The sequence below is a fragment of the Pseudoxanthomonas sp. genome (assembly GCF_027498035.1).
Taxonomy (GTDB): Bacteria; Pseudomonadota; Gammaproteobacteria; order Xanthomonadales; family Xanthomonadaceae; genus Pseudoxanthomonas_A.
On record NZ_CP114978.1, the window covers coordinates 2,819,402 to 2,840,658 of the forward strand.

Here is a 21,257-nt window from a genome sequence, read left to right on the forward strand (position 1 = left end):
TGGGGATGGATCAGGCAAAGCCGCCGTTGGCGCGCAGCACCTGGGCGTTGACCCAGCCGCCATCGGCACCGGCGAGAAAGGCAACCACCGCGGCGATGTCCTCCGGCGTGGCCAGGCGTTCCAGCGGCGGCAGCTTGGCCAGCTGGGCGATCTGTTCCTCGCTCTTGCCGGTCAGGAACAGCTCGGTGCTCGTTGGCCCGGGCGCGACGGCGTTGACGGTCACGTTGCGCCCACGCAGCTCGTTGGCCAGCACCTTCACCAGGCCTTCGACACCGGCCTTGGTGGCGATGTACGGGCCATAGTTGGGAAAGGACTTGGCGATCACGCTGGTCGACAGCGCGACGATGCGGCCGCCCTCGGCCACGTGCTGCGCGGCCCGGGCCAGCACCAGGAAGGCGCCGCGCAGGTTGGTGGCGACCATCGCATCGAACTTGTCCAGGCTGTCGGTGGTGATCGGTGCCATGTCCATCACGCCGGCGCTGTTGACCACCACGTCGACGCGGCCGAAGCGTGCGAGGGTTTGTGCGAACAGGGCGTCCACCGCGGCCGCATCGGCGACGTCGGCCTGCACGGCGATGGCCTGGCCACCGGCACCGGTGATGGCGTCTACGGTCTCGGCTGCCTTGGCCGCGTTGCCGGCATAACCAACCACCACATTGAAACCGTCGGCGGCCAGGCGCTGGGCGATGGCGCGGCCGATGCCGCGGGAAGCGCCGGTTACCAGCGCGGTCTTGGTCGAAGGGTGCATGGCGAAGTCCTCATCGTGTGCCGGCCAGGCCGGCGGGATGGGCACAGTCTGGCTATTGGCCCTGGCTGGATAAATCCGCACCAGTTGCCAGAACCATTCAATCTGGGACAACAATGGCGACCATGGACCGCTTCGACTCGCTGCACCTGTTCGTCCGCATCGTCGAGCTGGGCAGCTTCACCCGTGCCGCAGCCGAACTGGACCTGCCGCGCGCCACCGCCACCCATGCGATCAAGCAGCTGGAGGCCCGCCTGGGCAGCCGCCTGCTGGAACGCACCACCCGCCAGGTGCGCACCACCGTCGACGGCCAGGCCTTCTACGAGCGCTGCGTGCACCTGCTGGCCGACCTGGAGGAAGCCGAAGGCGCGCTGCGCAATGTCGCGGCCCGTCCGCGCGGCAGCGTGCGCGTGGAGATGCACGGCAGCCATGCGACCCAGCTGGTGCTGCCACGCCTGCATGAGTTCCATGCGCGCTACCCGGACATCGCGCTGGTGATCAGCAGCGGCGACCGGCTGATCGACCTGGTGCGCGAAGGCGTGGACTGCGCGCTGCGCAGTGGGCCGTTGCGCGACTCGTCGCTGGTGGCGCGGCGCGTGGGCACGCTGCGCGAAGTGGTCTGCGCCAGCCCGGGGTACCTGGCCGCGCATGGCACGCCCGTGCATCCCGAGCAGCTGGCGCAGCACCAGGCAGTGGGCTTCTTCGCGCCCAACCACGACATCGGCTATCCGTTTGCGTTCCTCATCGACGGCCAGCCGCGCGATTTCCCCATCGGCGGCTGGCTCAAGGTCAACGAATCACGCAACTACGTCGCCGCCGCGGTGCACGGCCATGGCCTGATCCAGATCCCGCCGCTGGGCGTGGCCGACGAACTGGCCAGTGGCGCGCTGGTGCAGGTGCTCGCCGACTGGGCACCACCACCGATCCCCGTGCACCTGCTGCTGCCCAGCCGCCACCCGCCGCCGCGTGTGCGCGCGTTCGTGGACTGGGTCACGCAGGTGTATGCAGAGGCGTTGGGCGATCCGCAGGGCTGAGCGCGCTCAGGCTTCCAGCCGGTAGCCCATGCCGTAGATCGAGCGGATCGGGTCTTCTTCCAGGCCGGCCTCGAGCAGCTTGCGCCGCAGGTTGCGGACGTGGCTGTCCACGGTGCGGTCGGTGACGACGCGGTGGTCGGCATACAGGTGATCGAGCAACTGTTCGCGCGACCACACCCGGCCCGGGCTGCCAAGCAACGTGCGCAGCAGGCGGAATTCGACCGCGGTCAGGTCCAGCGCCTGTCCATGCAGCAGCGCGCGCGTCGCCGCTTCATCGATGGCCAGGCCGGCCACCGGTGGATTGGACTGGCCGTGTCGATAGCGTCGCAACACGGCACCCACGCGCGCGATGACTTCCTTCGGACTGAAGGGCTTGCAGATGTAGTCGTCGGCGCCGACTTCCAGGCCAAGCAGGCGATCGATCTCCTCCACCCGCGCGGTGACCATGATCACCGGCACGTCGCTGATCGCGCGGATGGCGCGACACAGGTCCACGCCGTCGCGGCCGGGCAGCATGATGTCCAGCAGCACCAGGTCCGGGCGCCGCGCGTGGAAGGCCTCCATCACCCGCGCGCCATCGGCCACCCACTCGCTGTGATAGCCGGCCGCGTGCAGGTAGTCGCGCAGCACCGCGGCCAGGCGCGGTTCGTCCTCGACGACCAACACGGAACCGGCGCTGTCGGTCGGTATGTTCATGCGGCCAGCGGCAGGGTCAGCACGATACGCAAGCCGCCCAGCGCGGAAGGCTCGGTGGCGATGACGCCATCATGGGCCAGCACGATGTTGTGGCAGATCGCCAGGCCCAGGCCGCTGCCGCCGCTGGCCCGGTTGCGCGAGCCTTCCACACGGTAGAAACGCTCGAACAGGCGCATCCGCTTGTCCGCATCCACGCCTGGCGCGCTGTCCTCGATCACGATCCGCGCCTGGCCATCCACAGCCTGCGCCTGCACGGCGACCACTCCCCCGGCGTCGGTGTAACGCAGGGCGTTTTCCAGCAGGTTGGCGAACAGCTGCTGCAGCCGGCGTTCGTCGCCCAGCAACGTCAGCGGCGCGCCGTCGTCCGGCGCCATCACCGCCAGGCCGGCACCGGCGAAACGGCCGCGCATGCCATCCAGCGTGGACCGCAGCACCGCGCCCACGTCCAGCGCGCTGCGCTGGTAGGCCAGCGCACCGGACTGCGTCAGCGCCAGGTCGTGCAGGTCATCGATCAGCTTGCCAAGCTGCTGCACCTCGCCCTGCAGCGGCGCCAGCGTGGCCGGCGTCATCGGCCGGATGCCGTCCTGGATGGCTTCCAGTTCCGCCCGCAGCACCGCCAGCGGCGTGCGCAGTTCGTGGGAGATGTCGGCCATGAACGCGCGCCGGTTCCGCTCGGTGCTGTCCAACGCATCGGCCATGCGGTTGAAGTCGCGCGCCAGGCCGCCGATCTCGTCGTCGCGCCCGGCTTCGATGCGCGTGGCGTAGTCGCCGGCCGACAGGCGATGGGTCGCCGTGGCCAGGCCGCGCAACCGGCGCAGCAGCGCGCGCGACAGCAGCCAGGCCAGCGTGGCGGCCACCAGCACGCAGGCGATGCCGATCGCCCACCAGCGTTGCTGCTGCTGTTCGATGAAGGCGCGTTCGTTGGCGGCCAGCACGCGCTGGAACGGCACCATCGCCATCCAGCCCACGGTGCGGCCGTCGACCACGATCGCGCGCCGCACGTCCTCGTTGCCGATGTCGGGATTGCCGATCACCCGCTGGCCGTGCACATCCAGCAGGGCGAAGCGGAACACCGCGCCGCTCTGGTCCGAAACCGGCGGTGCGCGTAGTTCCAGGTCACTGGCATCGATCTCGCTGGGGCGCAGCAGCGTGAACCATGCATCGGGCTGGCCACGCACGAATTCCCAGCTGCCGTGCTTGCGGTATTCGGCTTCCAGGCGCGGCAGCAGGTGCTCCATGCGGCCGGTGCCCTGGTCGTTGAGATAGCCCATGAAGCCGCGTTCGAACACGATCCGGGTGGCCACGCCGTTGACCACCAGCACCACCGCGCAGGCGGCCAGCATGGCGCAGAACAACTTGGCAGTGATTCCGAATTTCATGCGGGCGGCGGGACTTGCGCAGCGGTGGACCGGGCCATTAGTGACGCCCGCGTCAGGCAAAGCAAGCACCTCGCGACAATCTCCATATTTGCTGCACATTTTCAGGGCACAGTGGCAGCCTGGAAAAAAACCCGAGTGCCGCCTGCATGCCAACCCTCCCTCACCGCCGTCCTTCCCTGCGCCCGCTGGTGCTGCCACTGATGCTGGCGGGCTGCCTGGCCGCGTGTTCGAAATCCGAAGCCCCCGCCCAGCCGCAAGCCACCGTCGGCGTGCAGGCCGTGTCCACCCAGCGCCTGGCGATGGACCAGACCCTGCCGGGACGCACGGTGGCCTACATGACCTCGGACGTGCGTCCGCAGATCAGCGGCATCATCCAGAAGCGCCTGTTCACCGAAGGCCATGAGGTCAAGGCAGGCCAGGTGCTGTACCAGATCGATCCGGCCACCTACCAGGCGGCTTACGACGCGGCCCGTGGCGACCTGGCCCAGGCCGAAGCGGCGGTGCAGTCGGCTAGGCCCAAGGCGCAGCGCTACCAGAACCTGGTCAAGCTGGACGCGGTGAGCAAGCAGGATGGCGACGACGCCATCGCCACGCTGCGCCAGGACGAAGCCGCCGTGCTCGCCGCCAAGGCCACCCTGCAGACCGCGAAGATCAACCTGGACTACACCCACATCACCGCGCCGATCAGCGGCCGCATCGCCACCTCCACCTACACGCCGGGCGCGCTGGTCACCGCCAGCCAGGACACCGCACTGACCACCATCCAGCAGCTGGACCCGATCTACGTGGACGTCAGCCAGTCCAGCGCCCAGCTGCTGGCGCTGCGCAAGCAGCTCGATTCCGGCGCGCTCAAGTCCGTCGACGGCAAGGCCCAGGTCAGCATCACCCTGGAAGACGGCAGCACCTACGCCCACACCGGCACGCTGGAGTTCGTCGGCACCTCGGTCGACACCGGCACCGGCAACGTCACCCTGCGCGCGGTCATCCCCAATCCCGACGGCCTGCTGCTGCCGGGCATGTACGTCAACGCCGTACTGCCGATGGCGATCAACGACAACGCCATCCTGGTGTCGCAGAGCGCGATCACCCGCAACACCAAGGGCGAGGCGGTGGCGAAGCTGGTCGGCAGCGACGGCAAGGTGGTCGAGCAGGTGGTGCAGACCGGCCTGGCGACCAAGGACCAGTGGGTGGTCACCGCAGGCCTGAAGGCCGGCGACAGGCTGATCGTCGATGGCGGCAGCAAGGTCAACGCCGGGCAGGTGGTCACGGTGGCCAGTGCCTCCTCCTCTGCCGGTGCCGCGACCGCGGCGCCTGCGGCGGCGCAGGCCGACTCCGCCAAGGCCGACTGAGGACCGCACATGTCACGTTTCTTCATCGACCGGCCGATCTTCGCCTGGGTCATCGCCATCGTCATCACCCTGGCCGGCACGCTGGCGGTCTTCACCCTGCCGGTGGAGCAGTACCCCGACATCGCCCCGCCCACGGTCTCGATCCGCGCCACCTACACCGGCGCCTCGGCCGAAACCACCGAGAACTCGGTCACCCAGGTCATCGAGCAGAACATGACCGGCCTGGACAACCTGATGTACATGGCGTCCAGCAGCACCTCGTCGGGCAGCGCGCAGGTCACCCTGACCTTCGCCTCGGGCACCGACCCGGACACCGCCCAGGTGCAGGTGCAGAACAAGCTGCAGCAGGCCCAGTCGCTGCTGCCTGATTCCGTGCAGAGCACCGGCGTCACGGTCACCAAGTCGTCCGGCAACATCTTCATGGTGTTGGCCTTCACTTCCGACGACGGCAGCATGAACGGCACCGACATCTCCGACTACATGGTGTCCTCGCTGCAGGACCCGCTGAGCCGGGTCAATGGCGTGGGCAACGTGCAGGTGATGGGCTCGGAGTACTCGATGCGGATCTGGCTGGATCCGGAGAAGCTGCGCACCTACTCGCTGATGCCCTCGGACATCACCAGTGCGATCAGCGCGCAGAACAGCGACGTCACCGCCGGTTCGCTGGGCGCGTTGCCTGCAGTGCAAGGCCAGTCGCTGGCCGCCACCGTGACGGCGCGCAGCCGCCTGAAGACCGTCGACCAGTTCAAGGCCATCGTGGTCAAGTCCGACGCCAGCGGCGCGCGGATCCTGCTGTCCGACGTGGCCAAGGTCGAACTGGGCAGCGAGAGCTATTCGGCGGTGAGCAAGTTCAACGGCAAGTCCGCTGCCGGCATCGGCATCGAACTGGCCTCCGGCGCCAACGCCATGGACGTGTCCGAGGCGGTCGAAGCCAAGCTCACCGAGCTGCAGCCTTATTTTCCGAGCGGGCTGAACTACCACGTGGCCTACAGCACCACGCCGTTCGTGAAGATCTCCATCGAGGAGGTGGTCAAGACCCTGATCGAAGCCATCATCCTGGTGGTGGCGATCATGTACCTGTTCCTGCAGAACTGGCGCGTCACGCTGATCCCGGCGATTGCGGTGCCGGTGGTGCTGATGGGCACCTTCGGCGTGCTGTCGCTGCTGGGTTATTCGATCAATACCTTGTCGATGTTCGCGATGGTGCTGGCGATCGGCCTGCTGGTGGACGATGCGATCGTGGTGGTGGAGAACGTCGAGCGGGTGATGAGCGAGGAAGGGCTGTCGCCCTACGAGGCCACCCGCAAGTCGATGGGCCAGATCACCGGCGCCCTGGTCGGCATCGCCCTGGTGCTGACCGCGGTGTTCCTGCCGATGGCCTTCTTCGGTGGCTCCACCGGTGCGATCTACCGCCAGTTCTCGGTGACCATCGCCTCGGCGATGATCCTGTCGGTGCTGGTGGCCATGACCCTGACCCCGGCGCTGTGCGCGACCATCCTGACCCCGATCGAGAAGGGTGGCCACATCACCACGCGCGGGCCGCTCGGCCGCTTCTTCGGTTGGTTCAACCGCTTCTTTGACCGTAGTGCCGAGCGCTATGGCCACGGCGTGGAGAAGGTGGTCACCCACCGCAAGCTCGGCGTGGGCGTGTACGTGGTGGTGCTGCTGGTGATGGGCCTGCTGTTCTGGCGCTTGCCGACGTCGTTCCTGCCCGAGGAAGACCAGGGCATGCTGATGGTGCAGGTCAAACTTCCCTCCGGTGCCACCCAGCAGCAGACGCTGAAGGTGATGGATGAGGTCACCGCCTACGTCCAGCAGCAACCGGAAGTGGACAGCATCATGTCGGTCGCCGGCTTCAGCATGGGCGGCAGCGGCCAGAATTCGGGCATGGGCTTTGTCAAACTCAAGGACTGGAGCGATCGCAAGGCCGATGCGACGTCCATCGGTACTCGGGTCACCATGGCGATGGCGCAGAAGTTCCGCGATGCGCAGATCTTCGCGATGGCACCGTCGGGCATTCCCGGCCTGGGCCAGAGTGCGGGATTCACCCTGGAACTGCAGGACACCGGCGGCGCCGGCCATGAGGCACTGGTGGCGGCCAAGAACCAGCTGCTGCAACTGGCCAACCAGAACAGCGCGGTCACCGCGGTGCGCTACGGCAGCCTGGAGGATGCACCGACCTTCGACGTCAAGATCGACGATGCCAAGGCCGGTGCGCTGGACCTGAGCCAGAGCGACATCAACGCCACGCTCAGCACCGCGATGGGCAGCACCTACGTCAACGACTTCGTCAACGGCGGCCGCATCAAGAAGGTCTACGTGCAGGGCGAAGCCAGCGCCCGCATGCTGCCGCAGGACATCAACCGCTGGTCGGTGCGCAACAGCAACGACGACATGGTGCCGTTCTCGGCGTTCTCCACCACCGGCTGGGGCTATGCGCCGGCCTCGCTGGCGCGCTTCAACGGCACCGCCTCGATGGAGATCAGCGGCCAGGCCGCCAGCGGCGTCAGCTCGGGCACGGCGATGGCGCAGATGGCTTCGCTGGTCAAGCAGATCCCCGGCCAGTTCGGCTATTCGTGGTCGGGTCTGTCCTACCAGGAACAGCAGTCCGGTTCGCAGGCGCCGCTGCTGTATGCGGTGTCGCTGCTGTTCGTGTTCCTGTGCCTGGCGGCGCTGTACGAAAGCTGGTCGATCCCATTCTCGGTGATGCTGGCGGTGCCGATCGGCGTGCTGGGCGCGCTGCTGCTGACCACCCTGCGCGGACTGGAGAACGATGTGTATTTCCAGGTGGGCCTGCTGGCCACCGTGGGCCTGGCGGCCAAGAACGGCATCCTGATCGTCGAGTTCGCCAAGGAGCTTGAAGACAAGGGCGAATCGCTGATCAAGGCCACGCTGCATGCATCGCGCCTGCGCCTGCGCCCGATCCTGATGACCTCGCTGGCCTTCATGCTGGGCGTGCTGCCGCTGGTGGTCAGTACCGGTGCCGGCTCCGGTGGCCGCCATTCGCTGGGCACCGGCGTGATCGGCGGCACCCTGGCCTCCACGGTGCTGGGCATCTTCTTCGTTCCACTGTTCTACGTGATCGTGCGCAGTCTGTTCCCGGGCAAGGGCAAGGCCGCAGCGCGCGACGCCGAGGTGACTCCATGATCCGTTCCTTCCTGCCGCGTGCCGTGCTGGCCGCGGCCTGCCTGGCCGCGCTGTCCGGCTGCGTCAGCATGGCCCCGCGCTATGCCCGTCCCGATGCACCCGTGGCGGCGCAGTTCCGCGACACCGCCGCCGCGGGCGCCAGCGACCAGACCACCACGCCGGTGGCCGAACTGGACTGGCAACAGGTGTTCCTGGATGCACGCCTGCGCCAGGTCATCACCCTGGCCCTGGACAACAACCGCGACCTGCGCATCGCCCTGCTCAACATCGAATCGCAGCGCGCGCAGTACCGGATCCAGCGCGCGGACCTGTTCCCCACCATCGATGTCAGCGGCAGCCAGTCGCGCAGCCGCACCAGTGCCAGCAGCAGCACCACCGGGACTGGCAGCGTCAGCCAGAGCGCCACTGCCGAAGTGGGCATCAGCAGCTGGGAACTGGACCTGTTCGGCCGCATCCGCAGCCTCAAGAACGATGCGCTGGAAACCTGGCTGGCCACGTCCGAGACCCAGCGCAGCACGCGCCTGACCCTGGTGGCCGAAGTGGCCGCCGACTGGCTGACCGTGGCCGCCGACCAGCAACGCCTGCAGCTGGCCCGGGACACCCTGGCCAGCCAGCGCCAGTCGCTCAAGCTCACCCAAGCCCAGCACGACGAGGGTGTGATGTCCGGGGTGGACCTGGCCGCGATGCAGAGCACGGTCGAGAGTGCGCGCGCCGACGTCGCCAGCTACACCACCCAGCTGGCCCAGGACCGCAACGCGCTGGAACTGCTGGTCGGTGCGCCGGTCGGCGATGCACTGTTGCCAGGCGCCGATGCGCTGGACGCTTCGGTCGCCCTGGCGCCGCTGCCGGCCAACCTGGATTCGCGCGTGCTGCTGCAGCGACCGGACGTGCTGTCGGCCGAACACACGTTGAAGGCGGCCAACGCGAACGTCGGTGCGGCGCGCGCGGCGTTCTTCCCGACCATCTCGCTGACCGCTTCGACCGGGCGCGGCAGCGATGCGTTGTCCAGCCTGTTCGACAGCGGCAACCGCACCTGGTCGTTCGTCCCCACGATCACGCTGCCAATCTTCGACGCCGGCGCGCTCAAGGGCGCGCTGGATGTCGCCAAGATCGAGAAGAGCATCGAAGTGGCCACCTATGAAAAGGCCATCCAGACCGCGTTCTCCGAAGTGGCCGACGCCCTGGTCGCACGCGCCAACCTGGCCGAGCAGCTGGATGCACAGAACGCCCTGGTCGATGCGACCCAGCGCAGCTACACCCTGGCCGATGCGCGTTATCGCAATGGCGTGGACAGCTACCTGGAAGCGCTGACTTCGCAGCGTTCGCTGTACAGCGCCCAGCAGGACCAGATCACCCTGCGCCTGACCGAAGCCAGCAACCGCGTCACGCTGTACAAGGTCCTGGGTGGCGGTGCGGATGCGCAGTCCGCGACGGCCAACGCCGACACCACGCAGACTGCGCAGTGAGTGAAGTGGCGGAACGCGACCGCCGCGCGGTGCGCCACGCACCGCCGCGGCTGGTGCTGCTGCTGGGTGCGCTGAGCGCCTTCGCACCCTTCGCCACGGACATGTACCTGTCCGGCTTCCCCGCCATCGCCCGTGACCTGCACACCGATGTCGCCCATGTGCAGATGAGCCTGTCCAGCTTCTTCCTGGGCCTGTGCGTGGGCCAGCTGCTGTACGGCCCGATGACCGATGCCTGGGGCCGGCGCGGCCCGCTGCTGGTCGGGATCTGGCTGTTCACCGTGACCTCGCTGCTGCTGGTGCTGAGCCCGCACGTCGAGCTGCTCATCGGCGTACGGGCGCTGCAGGCCGTCGGCGGCTGCGCCGGCATGATCGTGGCGCGCGCGGTGATCCAGGACCTGATGGAACCCCGCGAAGCCGCACGCACGCTGTCCACGATGATGATGGTGCAGGGGCTTGGCCCGGTGCTGGCACCGTTGCTGGGCGGCTGGTTGCTGGCCCTGGCCGGATGGCGCAGCGTGTTCGTGTTCCTGGCGCTGTTCGGTGGTGCCTGCCTGATCTCGGTCTGGCGCGGCCTGCCGGAAACACTGCCGTCCCACCGCCGCCGGCCGCTGCACCTGGGCGACAGCCTGCGCACCTTCGCAGCGTTGCTGCGCATGCCCGGTTTCATCGTGCCGGCGCTGACCGGTGCGACCGCGATGGCCGCGATGTTCGCCTACATCGCCGGCTCGCCGTATGTGTTCATGTCATTGCACGGCGTCAGCCAGCAGCACTACGGCTGGCTGTTCGCATTCAACGCCGTCGGCATGATCATCGCCGGCCGCGTCAACGTTGTGCTGCTGCGTCGGCTTTCCCCCATCGCGGTCCTGCGGGTGGCGGTCTGCGTGATGGCCGCCACTGCGGCGACGCTGCTGATCCTGCGCGACAGCCCGGCATTGCCGTTGCTGGTGGCGCCGCTGTTCGTGTGCATCGGCTGCGTGCCGATGGTCGCTGCCAACAGTGTCGCGCTGGCGATGGGCGTGGGCCGGTTTGCGGCCGGCAGTGCCTCATCGCTGGTCGGTGCATTGCAGTTCGGGCTGGCCGCTGCGGCCAGTGCGCTGGTCGGTACGCTGGACGATGGCTCCGCGCTGCCGATGACGGCGGTGATGCTGGGATGTGCGGGCACGGCCGTGGTGTTGGCCTGGTGGCCGCGGCGCGCGGCCGCGGCCTGAGTTCGCAGGCGCGCGGCCGCCTACCCGCCGGGCAGCTTACTCACGACCGGTCAGAGGGACCGCGATCGCGGTCGTGGCGGTCGCCATCCTGATGATCCCCATCACGATGGTCATCATGGCCACGATCATCGCCGTGGCGGCCAGGACCATCATGCCGTGGCGGCGGCAGACAGGCAGACAGGACAAGCGCGGTGGCCGCAGCCAGTAGCACGGTTCGCAGTTGCATCTCATCACCTCGTTGAGGAGTCGGTCCTGGCGAACCTACGCGCGCCCATGTGCAGGCCACATCACAAACCGGCGGACACGCCCTCCCGCAGGAACTCCACGAACACCCGCAGCTTCGGCGGCAGATGCTCCCGTGCCGGGTAGTAGATGTGGAACCCCGGGAACGGCAGCTGCCAGTCATCCAGCACCCGCACCAATCGCCCGGCTGCCAGGTCGGCCTCGGCCAGCTCCTCGAAACACTGGGTCAGCACCGCCCCACCCAGCGCCGCGCGATAGACGATCCCGCTCTCGTTGCTCACCAGCGGCCCGCTGACCGCCACATCGAAGTCCTGCCCATCGCGGGTGAACTCCCACGCCATCAGCCGACCGCTGCTGAGCCGGTGCACGGCGCAAGCGTGGTCGACCAGATCGGCCGGGGTCTGCGGCACGCCATGGCGGGCGAAATAGCCCGGCGTGCCCACCACCACCTGCCGGTGCGGCGGGCCGATCGGCAGCGCGATCATGTCGCGGGCCAGCGACTCGCCCAGGCGCACGCCCGCATCGAAGCCTTCGGCGACCAGGTCGACCAGATGCGGGTCGATGAACAGTTCCACCTGCACCTGCGGGTAACGCGCGTGAAAGTCATGCAGCCGCGGCAGCACCAGGCGTTCGGCCACCAGCCGCGGCAAGGTGATGCGCAGCAGGCCGGCCGGCGTGTCGCGCACCGCGTCCAGGTCCTGGAAGGCCGCGTCGATCTGCTCCAGGCCCAGCCGCACCCGTTCCAGGAACCGCGCGCCGTGTTCGGTCAGGCCCACCCGGCGCGTGGTCCGGTGCAGCAGGCGCACGCCCAGCTGGGCTTCCAGCGCGCGCACGGTCTGGGACAGCGCCGACGGGCTCACCCCCAGTTCGTCGGCGGCACGGCTGAAACTGGCGTGGTGGGCCACGCGGGTAAAGGCGACCACGGCGGGCAGTGGGCTGGCGGCCATTGTGAAGTCCTGCTTCAAGGCTGATGCGTATTTGGCCAGTTTATCGACATGGCGCCGCGCGCGATCCTGCCCGCCTTCCTTCCGGCTAAGGCCATGCACCATGCAACTCGACGATTACCGCCTGCTGGGCCGTTCCGGCCTGCGTGTCAGCCCACTGGCGCTGGGCACGATGACCTTCGGCCAGGACTGGGGCTGGGGTTCGGACGAAGCCGAAACCGCGCGCATCCTGGATGCCTACCTGGAACGCGGCGGCAACTTCATCGACACCGCCAACTTCTACACCTTCGGCAGCTCCGAAACCCTGCTCGGCCAGCTGCTGCCCGGCCGCCGCGAACGCGTGGTGCTGGCCACCAAGTACACCCTGAGCATGGACCCGGCCAATCCCAATGCCGGCGGCAACCATCGCCGCGCGATGCTGCGCTCGGTCGAGGACAGCCTGAAGCGGCTGGGCACCGACTATCTGGACCTGCTGTACCTGCACGCCTGGGATGGCACCACGCCGGTCGAGGAAGTGATGCGCGCCTTCGACGACCTGGTGCGCGCCGGCAAGGTCATGTACGCCGGCATCTCCGACACCCCCGCCTGGCAAGTCGCGCGCATGCAGACCCTGGCCGACCTGCGCGGCTGGAGCCCGCTGGTGGCGCTGCAGATCGAATACAGCCTGCTCCAGCGCAGCGTCGAATCCGAGCTGCTGCCGATGGCCGATGCGCTTGGCCTGGGCGTGCTCGCGTGGTCGCCGCTGGCCAGTGGCGTGCTCACCGGCAAGTACAGCCGCGCCGATCTTGCACCGCCGGCCGAGGCCAAGCCTACCGGCACACGGCGCGAGGTCGCCATCGCCAACGGCGCCCTGACCGAACGCGCGCTGGAGGTGGCCGATGCGGTGCGCGCGGTCGCGCAGGAGACCGGCCACAGCGCCGCGCAGGTCGCCATCGCCTGGCTGCTGCAACGACCGGGCGCCGGTGCGATCCCCATCGTCGGCGCGCGCACGCTGGCCCAGCTGGAAGACAACCTGGGCGCACTCGACATCACCCTCACCGCCGCGCAATGCGCGCGGCTGGAAGCGGCCGGCGCGGTGGAGGCGCCGTTCCCCCACGATTTCCTGCGCTCGCCACTGGTGACGCGCAACATCTTCGGCACGGCACGCGTGCAGGCACGCGCCTGATGCGGTCGTCTTTTCCCACCCAAGGAGTCCACCCGATGAAAACCCGCACCCTTGGCCGCAACGGCCCCACCGTATCCGCGCTTGGCCTGGGCTGCATGGGCATGAGCGCCTTCTACGGCGGGCGCAGCGATGACGCCACGTCCATCGCCGTCATCCACCACGCGCTGGAACGCGGCGTCAGCCTGCTCGACACCGCCGACATGTATGGCCCGCACACCAACGAAGTGCTGGTCGGCAAGGCCATCGCCGGCAGGCGCGACCAGGTGTTCCTGGCGACGAAATTCGGCATCAAGCTCGATCCCAGCGACCCGTCCGTGCGCGGCATCGATGGCCGCCCGGAATACGTGCAGGCCAGCGTCGAAGGCAGCCTCAAGCGGCTGGGCGTGGACCACATCGACCTGTACTACCAGCACCGCGTCGATCCCAACACGCCGATCGAGGACACCGTGGGTGCGATGTCGCGCCTGGTCGAACAGGGCAAGGTGAAGTATCTCGGCCTGAGCGAGGCCGGCGCGGACACGATCCGTCGCGCGCACGCCGTGCATCCGATCACCGCGGTGCAGACCGAGTATTCGCTGTGGTCGCGCGATGCCGAGGACACCGGCGTGCTGGCGGCCGTGCGCGAGCTCGGCATCGGCTTCGTGCCGTACTCGCCACTGGGCCGCGGCTTCCTGACCGGCGCAATCCGCTCACCGGCCGACTTCGAAGCCGACGATTACCGCCGCAGCAGCCCGCGCTTCCAGGGTGACAACTTCGCCGCCAACCTGGCGCTGGTGGACAAGGTCAACGCGATTGCCGCCGACAAGGGCTGCACGCCGGGCCAGCTCGCCCTGGCCTGGGTCCTGGCCCAGGGTGAGCCAGCGCGCTTGGCGAGCACGGCTCGCCGCGCTGGCGAACGCCTGGCCAGGGATGGCCAGGCCGGGGCATCCGAAAGCCAGCAGGGTTCCGCCATGGAGGGCCGCGAGGAACTTCACATCGTTCCGATTCCTGGCACCAAGCGCATCGCCTATCTGGACGAAAACCTGGACGCGCTGGACGTCGGCTTGAGCCCCGAAGAACTTGCCGCCATCGAAGCGGTGTTCACCCCACAGTCCGTGTCCGGCACGCGTTATCCCGAAGCGATGATGGCCGCGCTCAATCGTTGATGCCAATGCGTGATGCCGTCGACCACATCGGCTGCATCGCGCATGCGGAACACTGCAGCGCCCGGACGGGCGCAATGGGTCACGCGCACGCAAGGCCTGCGGCGGGACAATGGCGGCCTCGCCTGCATTGCATCCACGCGCAGGCACCGACGCTTCGCAACACAGGATCTCCCTTGATGAAAACCCGCACCCTTGGCCGCCATGGCCCCACCGTGTCCGCGCTTGGCCTGGGCTGCATGGGCATGAGCCAGTCTTACGGTGGCCGCGTGGACGACGGCAGCGCCATCGCCGTGATCCACCACGCGCTGGAGCGCGGCGTGACCCTGCTCGACACCTCGGACATGTACGGCCCGCACACCAACGAAGTGCTGGTCGGCAAGGCGATTGGCGACCGCCGCGACCAGGTGTTCCTGGCGACCAAGTTCGGCTTCGTGTACGAACCCGGCGCGACCCGGCCCAGCGGCGTCAGCGGTCGTCCCGAGTACGTGCGCAGCAGCCTGGATGCCAGCCTCAAGCGCCTGGGCGTGGACCACATCGACCTGTACTACCAGCACCGCGTCGATCCCAACGTGCCGATCGAAGACACCGTCGGCGAAATGGCGCGCGCGGTCGACGCCGGCAAGGTGCGCTTCCTCGGCCTGTCCGAGGCCGCGCCGGCGACGCTGCGTCGCGCCCACGCAACCCATCCCATCACCGCGCTGCAGACCGAATACTCGCTGTGGTCGCGCGACCCGGAAACCGATGGCGTGCTGGCCACCGCGCGCGAACTCGGCATCGGCTTCGTGCCGTATTCGCCGCTGGGCCGTGGCTTCCTGACCGGCGCGATCCGCTCACCGGACGATTTCGATGCCGACGACAACCGGCGCAACCATCCGCGCTTCCAGGGTGCCAATTTCGCCGCCAACCTGGCGCTGGTGGACAAGGTCAACGCGATTGCGCGCGAGCGCGGCGTCACCCCTGGCCAGCTCGCCCTGGCCTGGGTGCTGGCGCAGGGCGATGACCTGGTGCCGATCCCCGGCACCAAGCGCATCAAGTATCTGGACGAAAACCTGGACGCACTGGACGTGCGCCTGAGCGATGCCGACCTGGCTGCCATCGATGCGGTCTTCCCGACCGGCGCCGCGGCGGGCCAGCGTTATCCGGAAAGCAACATGGCCCAGCTCAACCGCTGAGCGTCATGCGATCAACCCGCTGTCGTGGGAGCCGCCATGGCGGCGATGGACATCACGGTAAATTTTCATCGCCACCATGGCGCTCCCACCGGTGCTAGCTACCTGCGTCATGACCAATGGCACATCGCATCCATGAGTAGGCAGGCGTAACTAGATATTCATTCGGATAAGGAACGTCCCCCATGCAGCCTCGTCGTCTCGTCCTGCTGTCCGCACTGCTTGCCGGCGGATGGATCACGCAGTTGCACGCCGCACCCGCTACCGCGCAATCGGCCTATGACGCCAAGGATTGGAAGACCTGCGCGGTGCTGTATGGCGCGTTGGCCGACCGGCAGCCGCCGCAGGCAGGTGCCCAGATGGGCGCCGCCAGCTGCCTGGCGCGCGCCGGCGAGCATGACGCCGCGTTCGCGCGGTTGCAGCGCACGGATTACAAGGATCGCCCGTCGATCGAGATAATCGCGAATGACGCCGATCTCGCATCGCTGCATGACGATCCACGCTGGCGCGCCTGGCTGGACGCCGAGCGCAAAGCGCAGGCCGCACGGGGCTACGATCCGGTGCTGGCCAAGGAACTAGCGGAGCGCACCACGCGCGACCAGGCTATCCGCGAGCAGGTGATGGTGCGGCCCCGCGACGTCAAGCTCAACCAGCAGGCCCTTGAGATCGATCGCGACAACACCGGCTGGCTCAAATCCGTGGTCGACCGGCAAGGCTGGCCGCTGGTGCGGCAGGTTGGATCGGAAGGCGCCAACCAGGCCTGGCTGCTGGCCCAACATGCCGATGCCGATCCCGCCTTCCAGGAGCGCGTGCTGGGATTGATGCAGTCGGCGGTGGCGCAAGGCGAAGCTTCCGGCTCGGACCTAGCCTACATGACCGATCGCGTTCGGCGCGCACAAGGCAAACGGCAGGTCTATGGCACGCAGTTCCAGCAGGTGGATGGCATGCTGCAGATCCAGCCAGTCGAGGACCTAGACGGACTAGACGCGCGGCGCGCTGCGATCGGGCTGGAATCGATGGCGGACTATGTCGCGCAGGGCGAGCGCCAGATGCATCGCAAGATCCAGTGGCCGCCGGCGTCTGAGCCCGCCAACTAGGCGACGGATGCAGGGCTTAAAATAGTGGCATGAATACGCCTGAAGACTCCCTGCTGGGCCGCGAGGTCGCCTATCCCTCGCACTACGACCCGGACCTGCTGTTCCCGATTCCGCGCGCCGGCGCGCGTGCGGAGCTGGGCCTGGACAACGCCGCCCTGCCTTTTGTCGGCCACGACCGCTGGCATGCCTACGAGCTGGGCTGGCTGGACCTGCGTGGCAAGCCGCAGGTCGCCACCGCGACGCTGACCGTGCCGCAGGAGTCGCCGGCGCTGATCGAATCCAAGTCGCTCAAGCTGTATCTCAATTCGCTCAATGCCGCGCGCTTTGCTTCGGTCGAAGACGTCTGCGCGCAGGTCGCGCGCGACCTGTCCGCGCGCGCCGGCGCGCCGGTCACGGTGGTGCCGGGCCTGCCAGTGTTCGGCTCCGAGTCCGGTGCCCTGCTGATCGACACGCTGGACGTGGACATCGACGACTACGGCCCGCCGAATCCTGCGTACCTGTCTGCTGCCGGCGACGCCGTCACCGAGACCCTGGTCTCGCACCTGCTCAAATCCAATTGCCCGGTGACCGGCCAGCCGGACTGGGGCAGCGTGGTGCTGCGCTACGAGGGGCCGAAGATCGACCGCGAAGGCCTGCTGCGCTACCTGGTCAGCTTCCGCGACCACGCCGGTTTCCACGAACAGTGCGTGGAGCGGATCTTCGCCGATGTCGCTGCACGCTGCGCACCGGCCAGGCTGTCGGTGGAAGCGCGCTACACGCGGCGCGGCGGGCTGGACATCAATCCGTGGCGCATCACGCCCGGCTGGGAAGACAGCGCACCGGCACCGCTGCGCGAGCTGCGCCAGTAAGTCCTGGCCTCGATGGACCCAAGCGCGGCGCCCATGGCGCCGCGCTTTTCTTGCGCGAAGGTGTGCCGCGCGACGGCCTCGACCTGCCGGCACCGATCCACCGCATCGCTGCCACCCACCAGTGCAGCAGGCGCGGTGCCGCGTCGGGCCGCCTCCCGGGGCGGCCATCGCGACGCAGGCGTGGGCATCGGCTCACGGGCCATGGAATACCCTGTCACCTCGCGCGTCTGACCTGTGACCTTCCGCCGCCACGCCGCTCATGGATTCGCCCGCCGCCACCGAACTGGATGACGCCACCTTGCGCACGCTGATCCCGCGCCTGCGCCGGTTCGCGCGCTCGCTGGTGCACGAACCGGCCGCAGCCGACGACCTGGTCCAGGCCACGCTGGAACGCGCACTCACCCATGGCCGCACCCGGCACACCGCCGATGCGCTGCAGCCATGGCTGTTCTCGATCCTGTACCGGCAGTTCGTCGATGAGCATCGCCGCCGCCAGCGCTGGCGGCGGCTGGCGCAGCTGTTCGGCCAGGCCGAACCCGAGCACGCGCCGTCGGCCGAAAGCATCACCACCACCCGCACCACCCTGGCGGCGTTCGACACGCTGCCGGCCGAACAGCGCGCGCTGTTGCTGCTGGTCAGCGTGGAGGGCTTCAGCTATCGCGAAGTAGCCGACACGCTCAAGGTGCCCATCGGCACGGTGATGTCGCGCCTGGCGCGTGCGCGGCAGGCACTGCGCGCGGCCAGTGATACCGCGCCCAAACCCGCGCGGCCCACCTTGAAGGTCCTGCGATGACCTTCCGCACCGCCCCCAGCGAAGCCGACCTGCACGCCTATGTGGATGGGCAGCTGCCGCTGGAGGCGCGCGCCGAGATCGAGCGCTGGCTGGGCGCCCATCCGGAGCGCGCCGCGGTGGTCGCCGACTGGAAGCACGACGCCGAACGCCTGCGCACCAGCCAGGCCATGCCGGAAAGCTGGCCGGTCAATCCCGCGCTGGAACCTGCGCATCTGCGCCGCCGCGTGCGGGCCCGTCGGCGCACACGCCTGGGCGTGGTGGCGGCGATCCTGCTGTCACTGGGCCTGGGCACCGGCGTGGGCTGGCAGGCCAGGCAGATGCAGATCGCCGCAAGCCGGTTGCCGATGGCCGATGCGGTATCGGCCTACCGGCTGTTTGCCGTAAGCGATCGCACGGACACGCTCGACCCAGCCGGTCGCGCGCAGCTGCAGGACTGGTTGACCACGCACTTCGGTCCGCTCGGCGCCCTGCCCGACCTGCAAGCGCAGGGCTTTCGCCTGGTCGGCGGCCAACGGCTTTCGACCGAACAGGGCGCGGCGGCGATGCTGGTCTACGCCGATGGCACGGGCGCACGCATCGGCGTGTACCTGCGTCCGGGCGGCTGGTTCCGCGAACCGGGCCTGCGCCGCGACGGCGACCTGCTGGCCCAGTACTGGTCGCGCGGCAACACCAGCTTCGCCGTGGTCAGCCCGTTCGACGATGCCCGCGCGCGCAGCGTGGCCTCGGTGCTCGGCCCGCAGGGCTGAGCGCGCATGCCATCAGGCCGCAGGCGCGGCGTTGATCTCCACCGTCACGTGGACCAGTTCTTCATGGATGGACAGCGCCTCACGCACGGCCTGCGGTGACAGCGGCCCGGTGGTGACCAGGCTGACGATGGCCGCGTACTGGCCACGGCCAACGCGCCACACATGCAGGTCGCTGATCGCGGTGGGCTGCGGCAGCGTGGCGATCACCTCGCGCACTTCCTCCACCACCGGCGCGTCCATTTCCGCATCCAGCAGCACCCGGCCGGTGCTGCGCAGCAGGCCCACCGCCCACACGGTCACCAGCACCGCGCCGGCGATCCCCATCACTGGGTCCAGCCACGATGCGCCGAAGAAACGGCCCGCCAGCAGCGCGACGATGGCCAGGACCGAGGTCGCCGCATCGGCCAGCACGTGGATGTAGGCCGAGCGCAGGTTGAGGTCGGCATGATGATCACCGTGTTCTCCATGCGCATGGCCGTGTGCATGTTCGTGGTGGTGATCATGTCCATGGTCGTGCCCGTGGTGGTGGTGACTGTGGTCATCCTTCAACCACCAGGCGCAGACCAGGTTTACGGCCAGGCCGATCACGCCCAGGACGATGGCCTGGTCGTAGTGGATCGGCAGCGGATTGACCAACCGCTGCAGTGACTGCACCGCCATCAGCAGCGCCACGCACAGCAGCAGCACCGCACTGGTGTAGCCGCCGAGGATTTCGATCTTCCAGGTGCCGAACGCAAAACGCCGGTCCTGGGCGAAACGGCGCGCACCGGCATAGGCCAGCAGCGACAGGCCCAGCGCCAGCGCGTGCGAGCTCATGTGCCAGCCGTCGGCCAGCAGCGCCATGGAATTGAAGATCCAGCCGCCGGCGATCTCGGCCACCATCATCACCGCGGTCAGCACCACCGCGCGGCGGGTGTTGCGTTCGCCCGAGGTGTTGCCGGTGACGTACTGGTGGTCGTGGCGGTGCGCGTTGACGGCGTGGTCGAGGGACATCGGGGTGGCCAGGGAGTTAAGATACCCCCCTAGGGTATATGAGGAATCGCCACGATGTCGCATGTCATCCACGACGCCACCCGGCTGAACCACCGGGTCAAGCGCCTCAAGGGCCAGGTGGCCGCGCTTGAGAAAGCCCTGGCCGGCGCGCCCGAATGCCTCGCGGTGCTGACCCAGATCGCCGCCATCCGCGGCGCGGCGCAAAGCCTGCTGCTGGAAGTGCTGGAAGGCCACATGCAGGAACACGTGGCCGAAGAGAAGAACGCCGCCAAGCGCAGCGCCGAGGTCAGCGCGGTCAACAAGGTCCTGCGCTCCTACCTGAAATAGGCACGCGCGCGTCGCGAAAAGCAGCGTTGCCGGCATCGCGACGCGCAGGCGTGCATGCTGCGCGCCTGATTCGTCCCCTGGATGCACGCGTGAGCCAGATGCACTTCTACCGGCCCGGCGATGGCCACGGCCTGCCGCACGACCCGTTCAAATCCATCATCGCGCCGCGGCCGATCGGCTGGATCGGCTCGGTGTCGCCCGACGGCGTACGCAACCTGGCGCCCTACAGCTTCTTCAACGCCTTCGGCGACAGCCCGCCGATCATCGGCTTCAGCAGCTCGGGCTGGAAGGACAGCGTGCGCAACGTGGAAGCCTCCGGTGTGTTCACCTGGAACCTGGCCACGCGCGCGCAAGCCGATGTCATGAACCTCAGCTCCGCGCCGTTTGCGTCGGATGTGGACGAGTTCGAACGTACCGGCCTGACACCCGTCCCCGGCCAGGTGGTCAACGCACCGTTCGTCGCGGGTTCGCCCGCGTCATTCGAATGCCGGCTCACCCAGTTGATCCAGCTTACCGACGTGGCCGGCAGCGCGCTGGATCAATGGCTGGTGCTGGGCGAGGTGGTTGGCGTGCACATCGACAAGCGCTACCTGGTCGACGGCATCTACGACACCGCCGCGGCCGCACCGATCCTGCGCGCCGGTGGTCGTGGCAGCTATGCACAGATCACGCCCGAGGCGATGTTCGAGATGGTCCGGCCCACCCGCGCCTGAGCCTGCATCACACCGATCCCGACAACGCCCGCATGTTGTCTTCGAAGACA

General features: G+C 68.3%; 20 protein-coding genes. 15 read left to right on the plus strand and 5 right to left on the minus strand.

What is annotated here, in order from left to right; translation table 11 throughout:
- Positions 1–10: 10 nt before the first annotated feature.
- Positions 11–748: an SDR family oxidoreductase gene (locus tag O8I58_RS12205; RefSeq protein ID WP_298316309.1), complete on the minus strand. Its 738-nt coding sequence runs from the start codon at positions 746–748 to the stop codon at positions 11–13.
- A gap of 122 nt (positions 749–870) precedes the next feature.
- Between O8I58_RS12205 and O8I58_RS12210 the strand changes: the two genes are divergently transcribed.
- Entirely contained in the window at positions 871–1,779 is a 909-nt protein-coding gene (locus O8I58_RS12210) for a LysR family transcriptional regulator (RefSeq protein ID WP_298316311.1), read from the plus strand.
- 6 nt (positions 1,780–1,785) lie between these two features.
- Here the strand turns inward: O8I58_RS12210 and O8I58_RS12215 are convergent, their stop codons facing one another.
- The gene (locus tag O8I58_RS12215) at positions 1,786–2,475 is read right to left on the minus strand and encodes a response regulator (protein WP_298316315.1); all 690 of its coding nucleotides are present in this window, start codon (positions 2,473–2,475) and stop codon (positions 1,786–1,788) included.
- The gene (baeS, locus tag O8I58_RS12220) at positions 2,472–3,854 is read right to left on the minus strand and encodes a sensor histidine kinase efflux regulator BaeS (protein WP_298316318.1); all 1,383 of its coding nucleotides are present in this window, start codon (positions 3,852–3,854) and stop codon (positions 2,472–2,474) included. The genes O8I58_RS12215 and baeS overlap by 4 nt, the downstream gene beginning before the upstream one ends.
- Positions 3,855–4,000: 146 nt before the next feature.
- Here baeS and O8I58_RS12225 point away from each other — a divergent pair, with 146 nt between their 5' ends.
- The 5 genes from O8I58_RS12225 to O8I58_RS12245 all read left to right on the plus strand — a co-directional run bounded on the left by O8I58_RS12225 (position 4,001) and on the right by O8I58_RS12245 (position 11,232).
- Entirely contained in the window at positions 4,001–5,203 is a 1,203-nt protein-coding gene (locus tag O8I58_RS12225; protein ID WP_298316321.1) for an efflux RND transporter periplasmic adaptor subunit, read from the plus strand.
- 9 nt (positions 5,204–5,212) lie between these two features.
- Positions 5,213–8,350, plus strand: a complete 3,138-nt coding sequence (locus O8I58_RS12230; RefSeq protein WP_298316324.1) for an efflux RND transporter permease subunit — start codon at positions 5,213–5,215, stop codon at positions 8,348–8,350.
- Positions 8,347–9,816 carry an efflux transporter outer membrane subunit gene (locus O8I58_RS12235; RefSeq protein ID WP_298316327.1) on the plus strand — a complete coding sequence of 490 codons (1,470 nt, stop codon included), beginning with the start codon at positions 8,347–8,349 and terminating at the stop codon, positions 9,814–9,816. Before O8I58_RS12230 ends, O8I58_RS12235 begins: the two co-directional genes overlap by 4 nt.
- Complete coding sequence (locus tag O8I58_RS12240) at positions 9,813–11,024, plus strand: multidrug effflux MFS transporter (protein WP_298316331.1); 1,212 nt, start codon at positions 9,813–9,815, stop codon at positions 11,022–11,024. The genes O8I58_RS12235 and O8I58_RS12240 overlap by 4 nt, the downstream gene beginning before the upstream one ends.
- A 73-nt stretch (positions 11,025–11,097) precedes the next feature.
- Entirely contained in the window at positions 11,098–11,232 is a 135-nt protein-coding gene (locus tag O8I58_RS12245) for a hypothetical protein (RefSeq protein ID WP_298316334.1), read from the plus strand.
- A gap of 79 nt (positions 11,233–11,311) precedes the next feature.
- On the opposite strand, the gene O8I58_RS12250 is transcribed toward O8I58_RS12245, so the two are convergent.
- Positions 11,312–12,214: a LysR family transcriptional regulator gene (locus O8I58_RS12250; RefSeq protein ID WP_298316338.1), complete on the minus strand. Its 903-nt coding sequence runs from the start codon at positions 12,212–12,214 to the stop codon at positions 11,312–11,314.
- Between the two features lie 100 nt (positions 12,215–12,314).
- On the opposite strand from O8I58_RS12250, the gene O8I58_RS12255 reads away from it, so the two are divergent.
- The 7 genes from O8I58_RS12255 to O8I58_RS12285 all read left to right on the plus strand — a co-directional run bounded on the left by O8I58_RS12255 (position 12,315) and on the right by O8I58_RS12285 (position 19,174).
- Complete coding sequence (locus tag O8I58_RS12255) at positions 12,315–13,376, plus strand: aldo/keto reductase (protein ID WP_298316341.1); 1,062 nt, start codon at positions 12,315–12,317, stop codon at positions 13,374–13,376.
- A gap of 101 nt (positions 13,377–13,477) precedes the next feature.
- The gene (locus O8I58_RS12260; RefSeq protein WP_345781339.1) at positions 13,478–14,521 is read left to right on the plus strand and encodes an aldo/keto reductase; all 1,044 of its coding nucleotides are present in this window, start codon (positions 13,478–13,480) and stop codon (positions 14,519–14,521) included.
- Between the two features lie 176 nt (positions 14,522–14,697).
- A complete protein-coding gene (locus O8I58_RS12265) occupies positions 14,698–15,693 on the plus strand; it encodes an aldo/keto reductase (protein ID WP_298316346.1) in 996 nt (331 codons plus the stop codon).
- A gap of 356 nt (positions 15,694–16,049) precedes the next feature.
- Positions 16,050–16,787: a DUF6624 domain-containing protein gene (locus O8I58_RS12270; RefSeq protein ID WP_298316349.1), complete on the plus strand. Its 738-nt coding sequence runs from the start codon at positions 16,050–16,052 to the stop codon at positions 16,785–16,787.
- Between the two features lie 29 nt (positions 16,788–16,816).
- The gene (queF, locus tag O8I58_RS12275; protein ID WP_298316352.1) at positions 16,817–17,635 is read left to right on the plus strand and encodes an NADPH-dependent 7-cyano-7-deazaguanine reductase QueF; all 819 of its coding nucleotides are present in this window, start codon (positions 16,817–16,819) and stop codon (positions 17,633–17,635) included.
- A 259-nt stretch (positions 17,636–17,894) separates the two neighbouring features.
- Complete coding sequence (locus O8I58_RS12280) at positions 17,895–18,428, plus strand: RNA polymerase sigma factor (RefSeq protein ID WP_298316355.1); 534 nt, start codon at positions 17,895–17,897, stop codon at positions 18,426–18,428.
- Complete coding sequence (locus O8I58_RS12285) at positions 18,425–19,174, plus strand: anti-sigma factor family protein (protein WP_298316357.1); 750 nt, start codon at positions 18,425–18,427, stop codon at positions 19,172–19,174. Before O8I58_RS12280 ends, O8I58_RS12285 begins: the two co-directional genes overlap by 4 nt.
- A 12-nt stretch (positions 19,175–19,186) precedes the next feature.
- Here the strand turns inward: O8I58_RS12285 and dmeF are convergent, their stop codons facing one another.
- Positions 19,187–20,167: a CDF family Co(II)/Ni(II) efflux transporter DmeF gene (dmeF, locus tag O8I58_RS12290; protein WP_298316360.1), complete on the minus strand. Its 981-nt coding sequence runs from the start codon at positions 20,165–20,167 to the stop codon at positions 19,187–19,189.
- A gap of 54 nt (positions 20,168–20,221) precedes the next feature.
- On the opposite strand from dmeF, the gene O8I58_RS12295 reads away from it, so the two are divergent.
- Positions 20,222–20,494, plus strand: coding sequence for a metal/formaldehyde-sensitive transcriptional repressor (locus O8I58_RS12295; protein WP_298316363.1), 273 nt, complete (start codon positions 20,222–20,224; stop codon positions 20,492–20,494).
- 98 nt (positions 20,495–20,592) lie between these two features.
- Positions 20,593–21,207 (plus strand): flavin reductase family protein, encoded by a 615-nt coding sequence (locus O8I58_RS12300; RefSeq protein ID WP_298322947.1) that lies wholly within the window; start codon positions 20,593–20,595, stop codon positions 21,205–21,207.
- Positions 21,208–21,257: the final 50 nt, after the last annotated feature.

Coding starts and splice junctions, on each gene's coding strand:
- O8I58_RS12265 (WP_298316346.1), top strand. CDS start 14,698: ATGAAAACCCGCACCCTTGGCCGCCATGGCCCCACCGTGTCCGCGCTT.
- O8I58_RS12205 (WP_298316309.1), bottom strand. CDS start 748: ATGCACCCTTCGACCAAGACCGCGCTGGTAACCGGCGCTTCCCGCGGC.
- O8I58_RS12270 (WP_298316349.1), top strand. CDS start 16,050: ATGGGCGCCGCCAGCTGCCTGGCGCGCGCCGGCGAGCATGACGCCGCG.
- O8I58_RS12260 (WP_345781339.1), top strand. CDS start 13,478: ATGAGCGCCTTCTACGGCGGGCGCAGCGATGACGCCACGTCCATCGCC.
- O8I58_RS12225 (WP_298316321.1), top strand. CDS start 4,001: ATGCCAACCCTCCCTCACCGCCGTCCTTCCCTGCGCCCGCTGGTGCTG.
- baeS (WP_298316318.1), bottom strand. CDS start 3,854: ATGAAATTCGGAATCACTGCCAAGTTGTTCTGCGCCATGCTGGCCGCC.
- O8I58_RS12250 (WP_298316338.1), bottom strand. CDS start 12,214: ATGGCCGCCAGCCCACTGCCCGCCGTGGTCGCCTTTACCCGCGTGGCC.
- O8I58_RS12300 (WP_298322947.1), top strand. CDS start 20,593: ATGCACTTCTACCGGCCCGGCGATGGCCACGGCCTGCCGCACGACCCG.
- queF (WP_298316352.1), top strand. CDS start 16,817: ATGAATACGCCTGAAGACTCCCTGCTGGGCCGCGAGGTCGCCTATCCC.
- O8I58_RS12295 (WP_298316363.1), top strand. CDS start 20,222: ATGTCGCATGTCATCCACGACGCCACCCGGCTGAACCACCGGGTCAAG.
- O8I58_RS12285 (WP_298316357.1), top strand. CDS start 18,425: ATGACCTTCCGCACCGCCCCCAGCGAAGCCGACCTGCACGCCTATGTG.
- O8I58_RS12230 (WP_298316324.1), top strand. CDS start 5,213: ATGTCACGTTTCTTCATCGACCGGCCGATCTTCGCCTGGGTCATCGCC.
- O8I58_RS12210 (WP_298316311.1), top strand. CDS start 871: ATGGACCGCTTCGACTCGCTGCACCTGTTCGTCCGCATCGTCGAGCTG.
- O8I58_RS12280 (WP_298316355.1), top strand. CDS start 17,895: ATGGATTCGCCCGCCGCCACCGAACTGGATGACGCCACCTTGCGCACG.
- O8I58_RS12235 (WP_298316327.1), top strand. CDS start 8,347: ATGATCCGTTCCTTCCTGCCGCGTGCCGTGCTGGCCGCGGCCTGCCTG.
- dmeF (WP_298316360.1), bottom strand. CDS start 20,167: ATGTCCCTCGACCACGCCGTCAACGCGCACCGCCACGACCACCAGTAC.
- O8I58_RS12255 (WP_298316341.1), top strand. CDS start 12,315: ATGCAACTCGACGATTACCGCCTGCTGGGCCGTTCCGGCCTGCGTGTC.
- O8I58_RS12215 (WP_298316315.1), bottom strand. CDS start 2,475: ATGAACATACCGACCGACAGCGCCGGTTCCGTGTTGGTCGTCGAGGAC.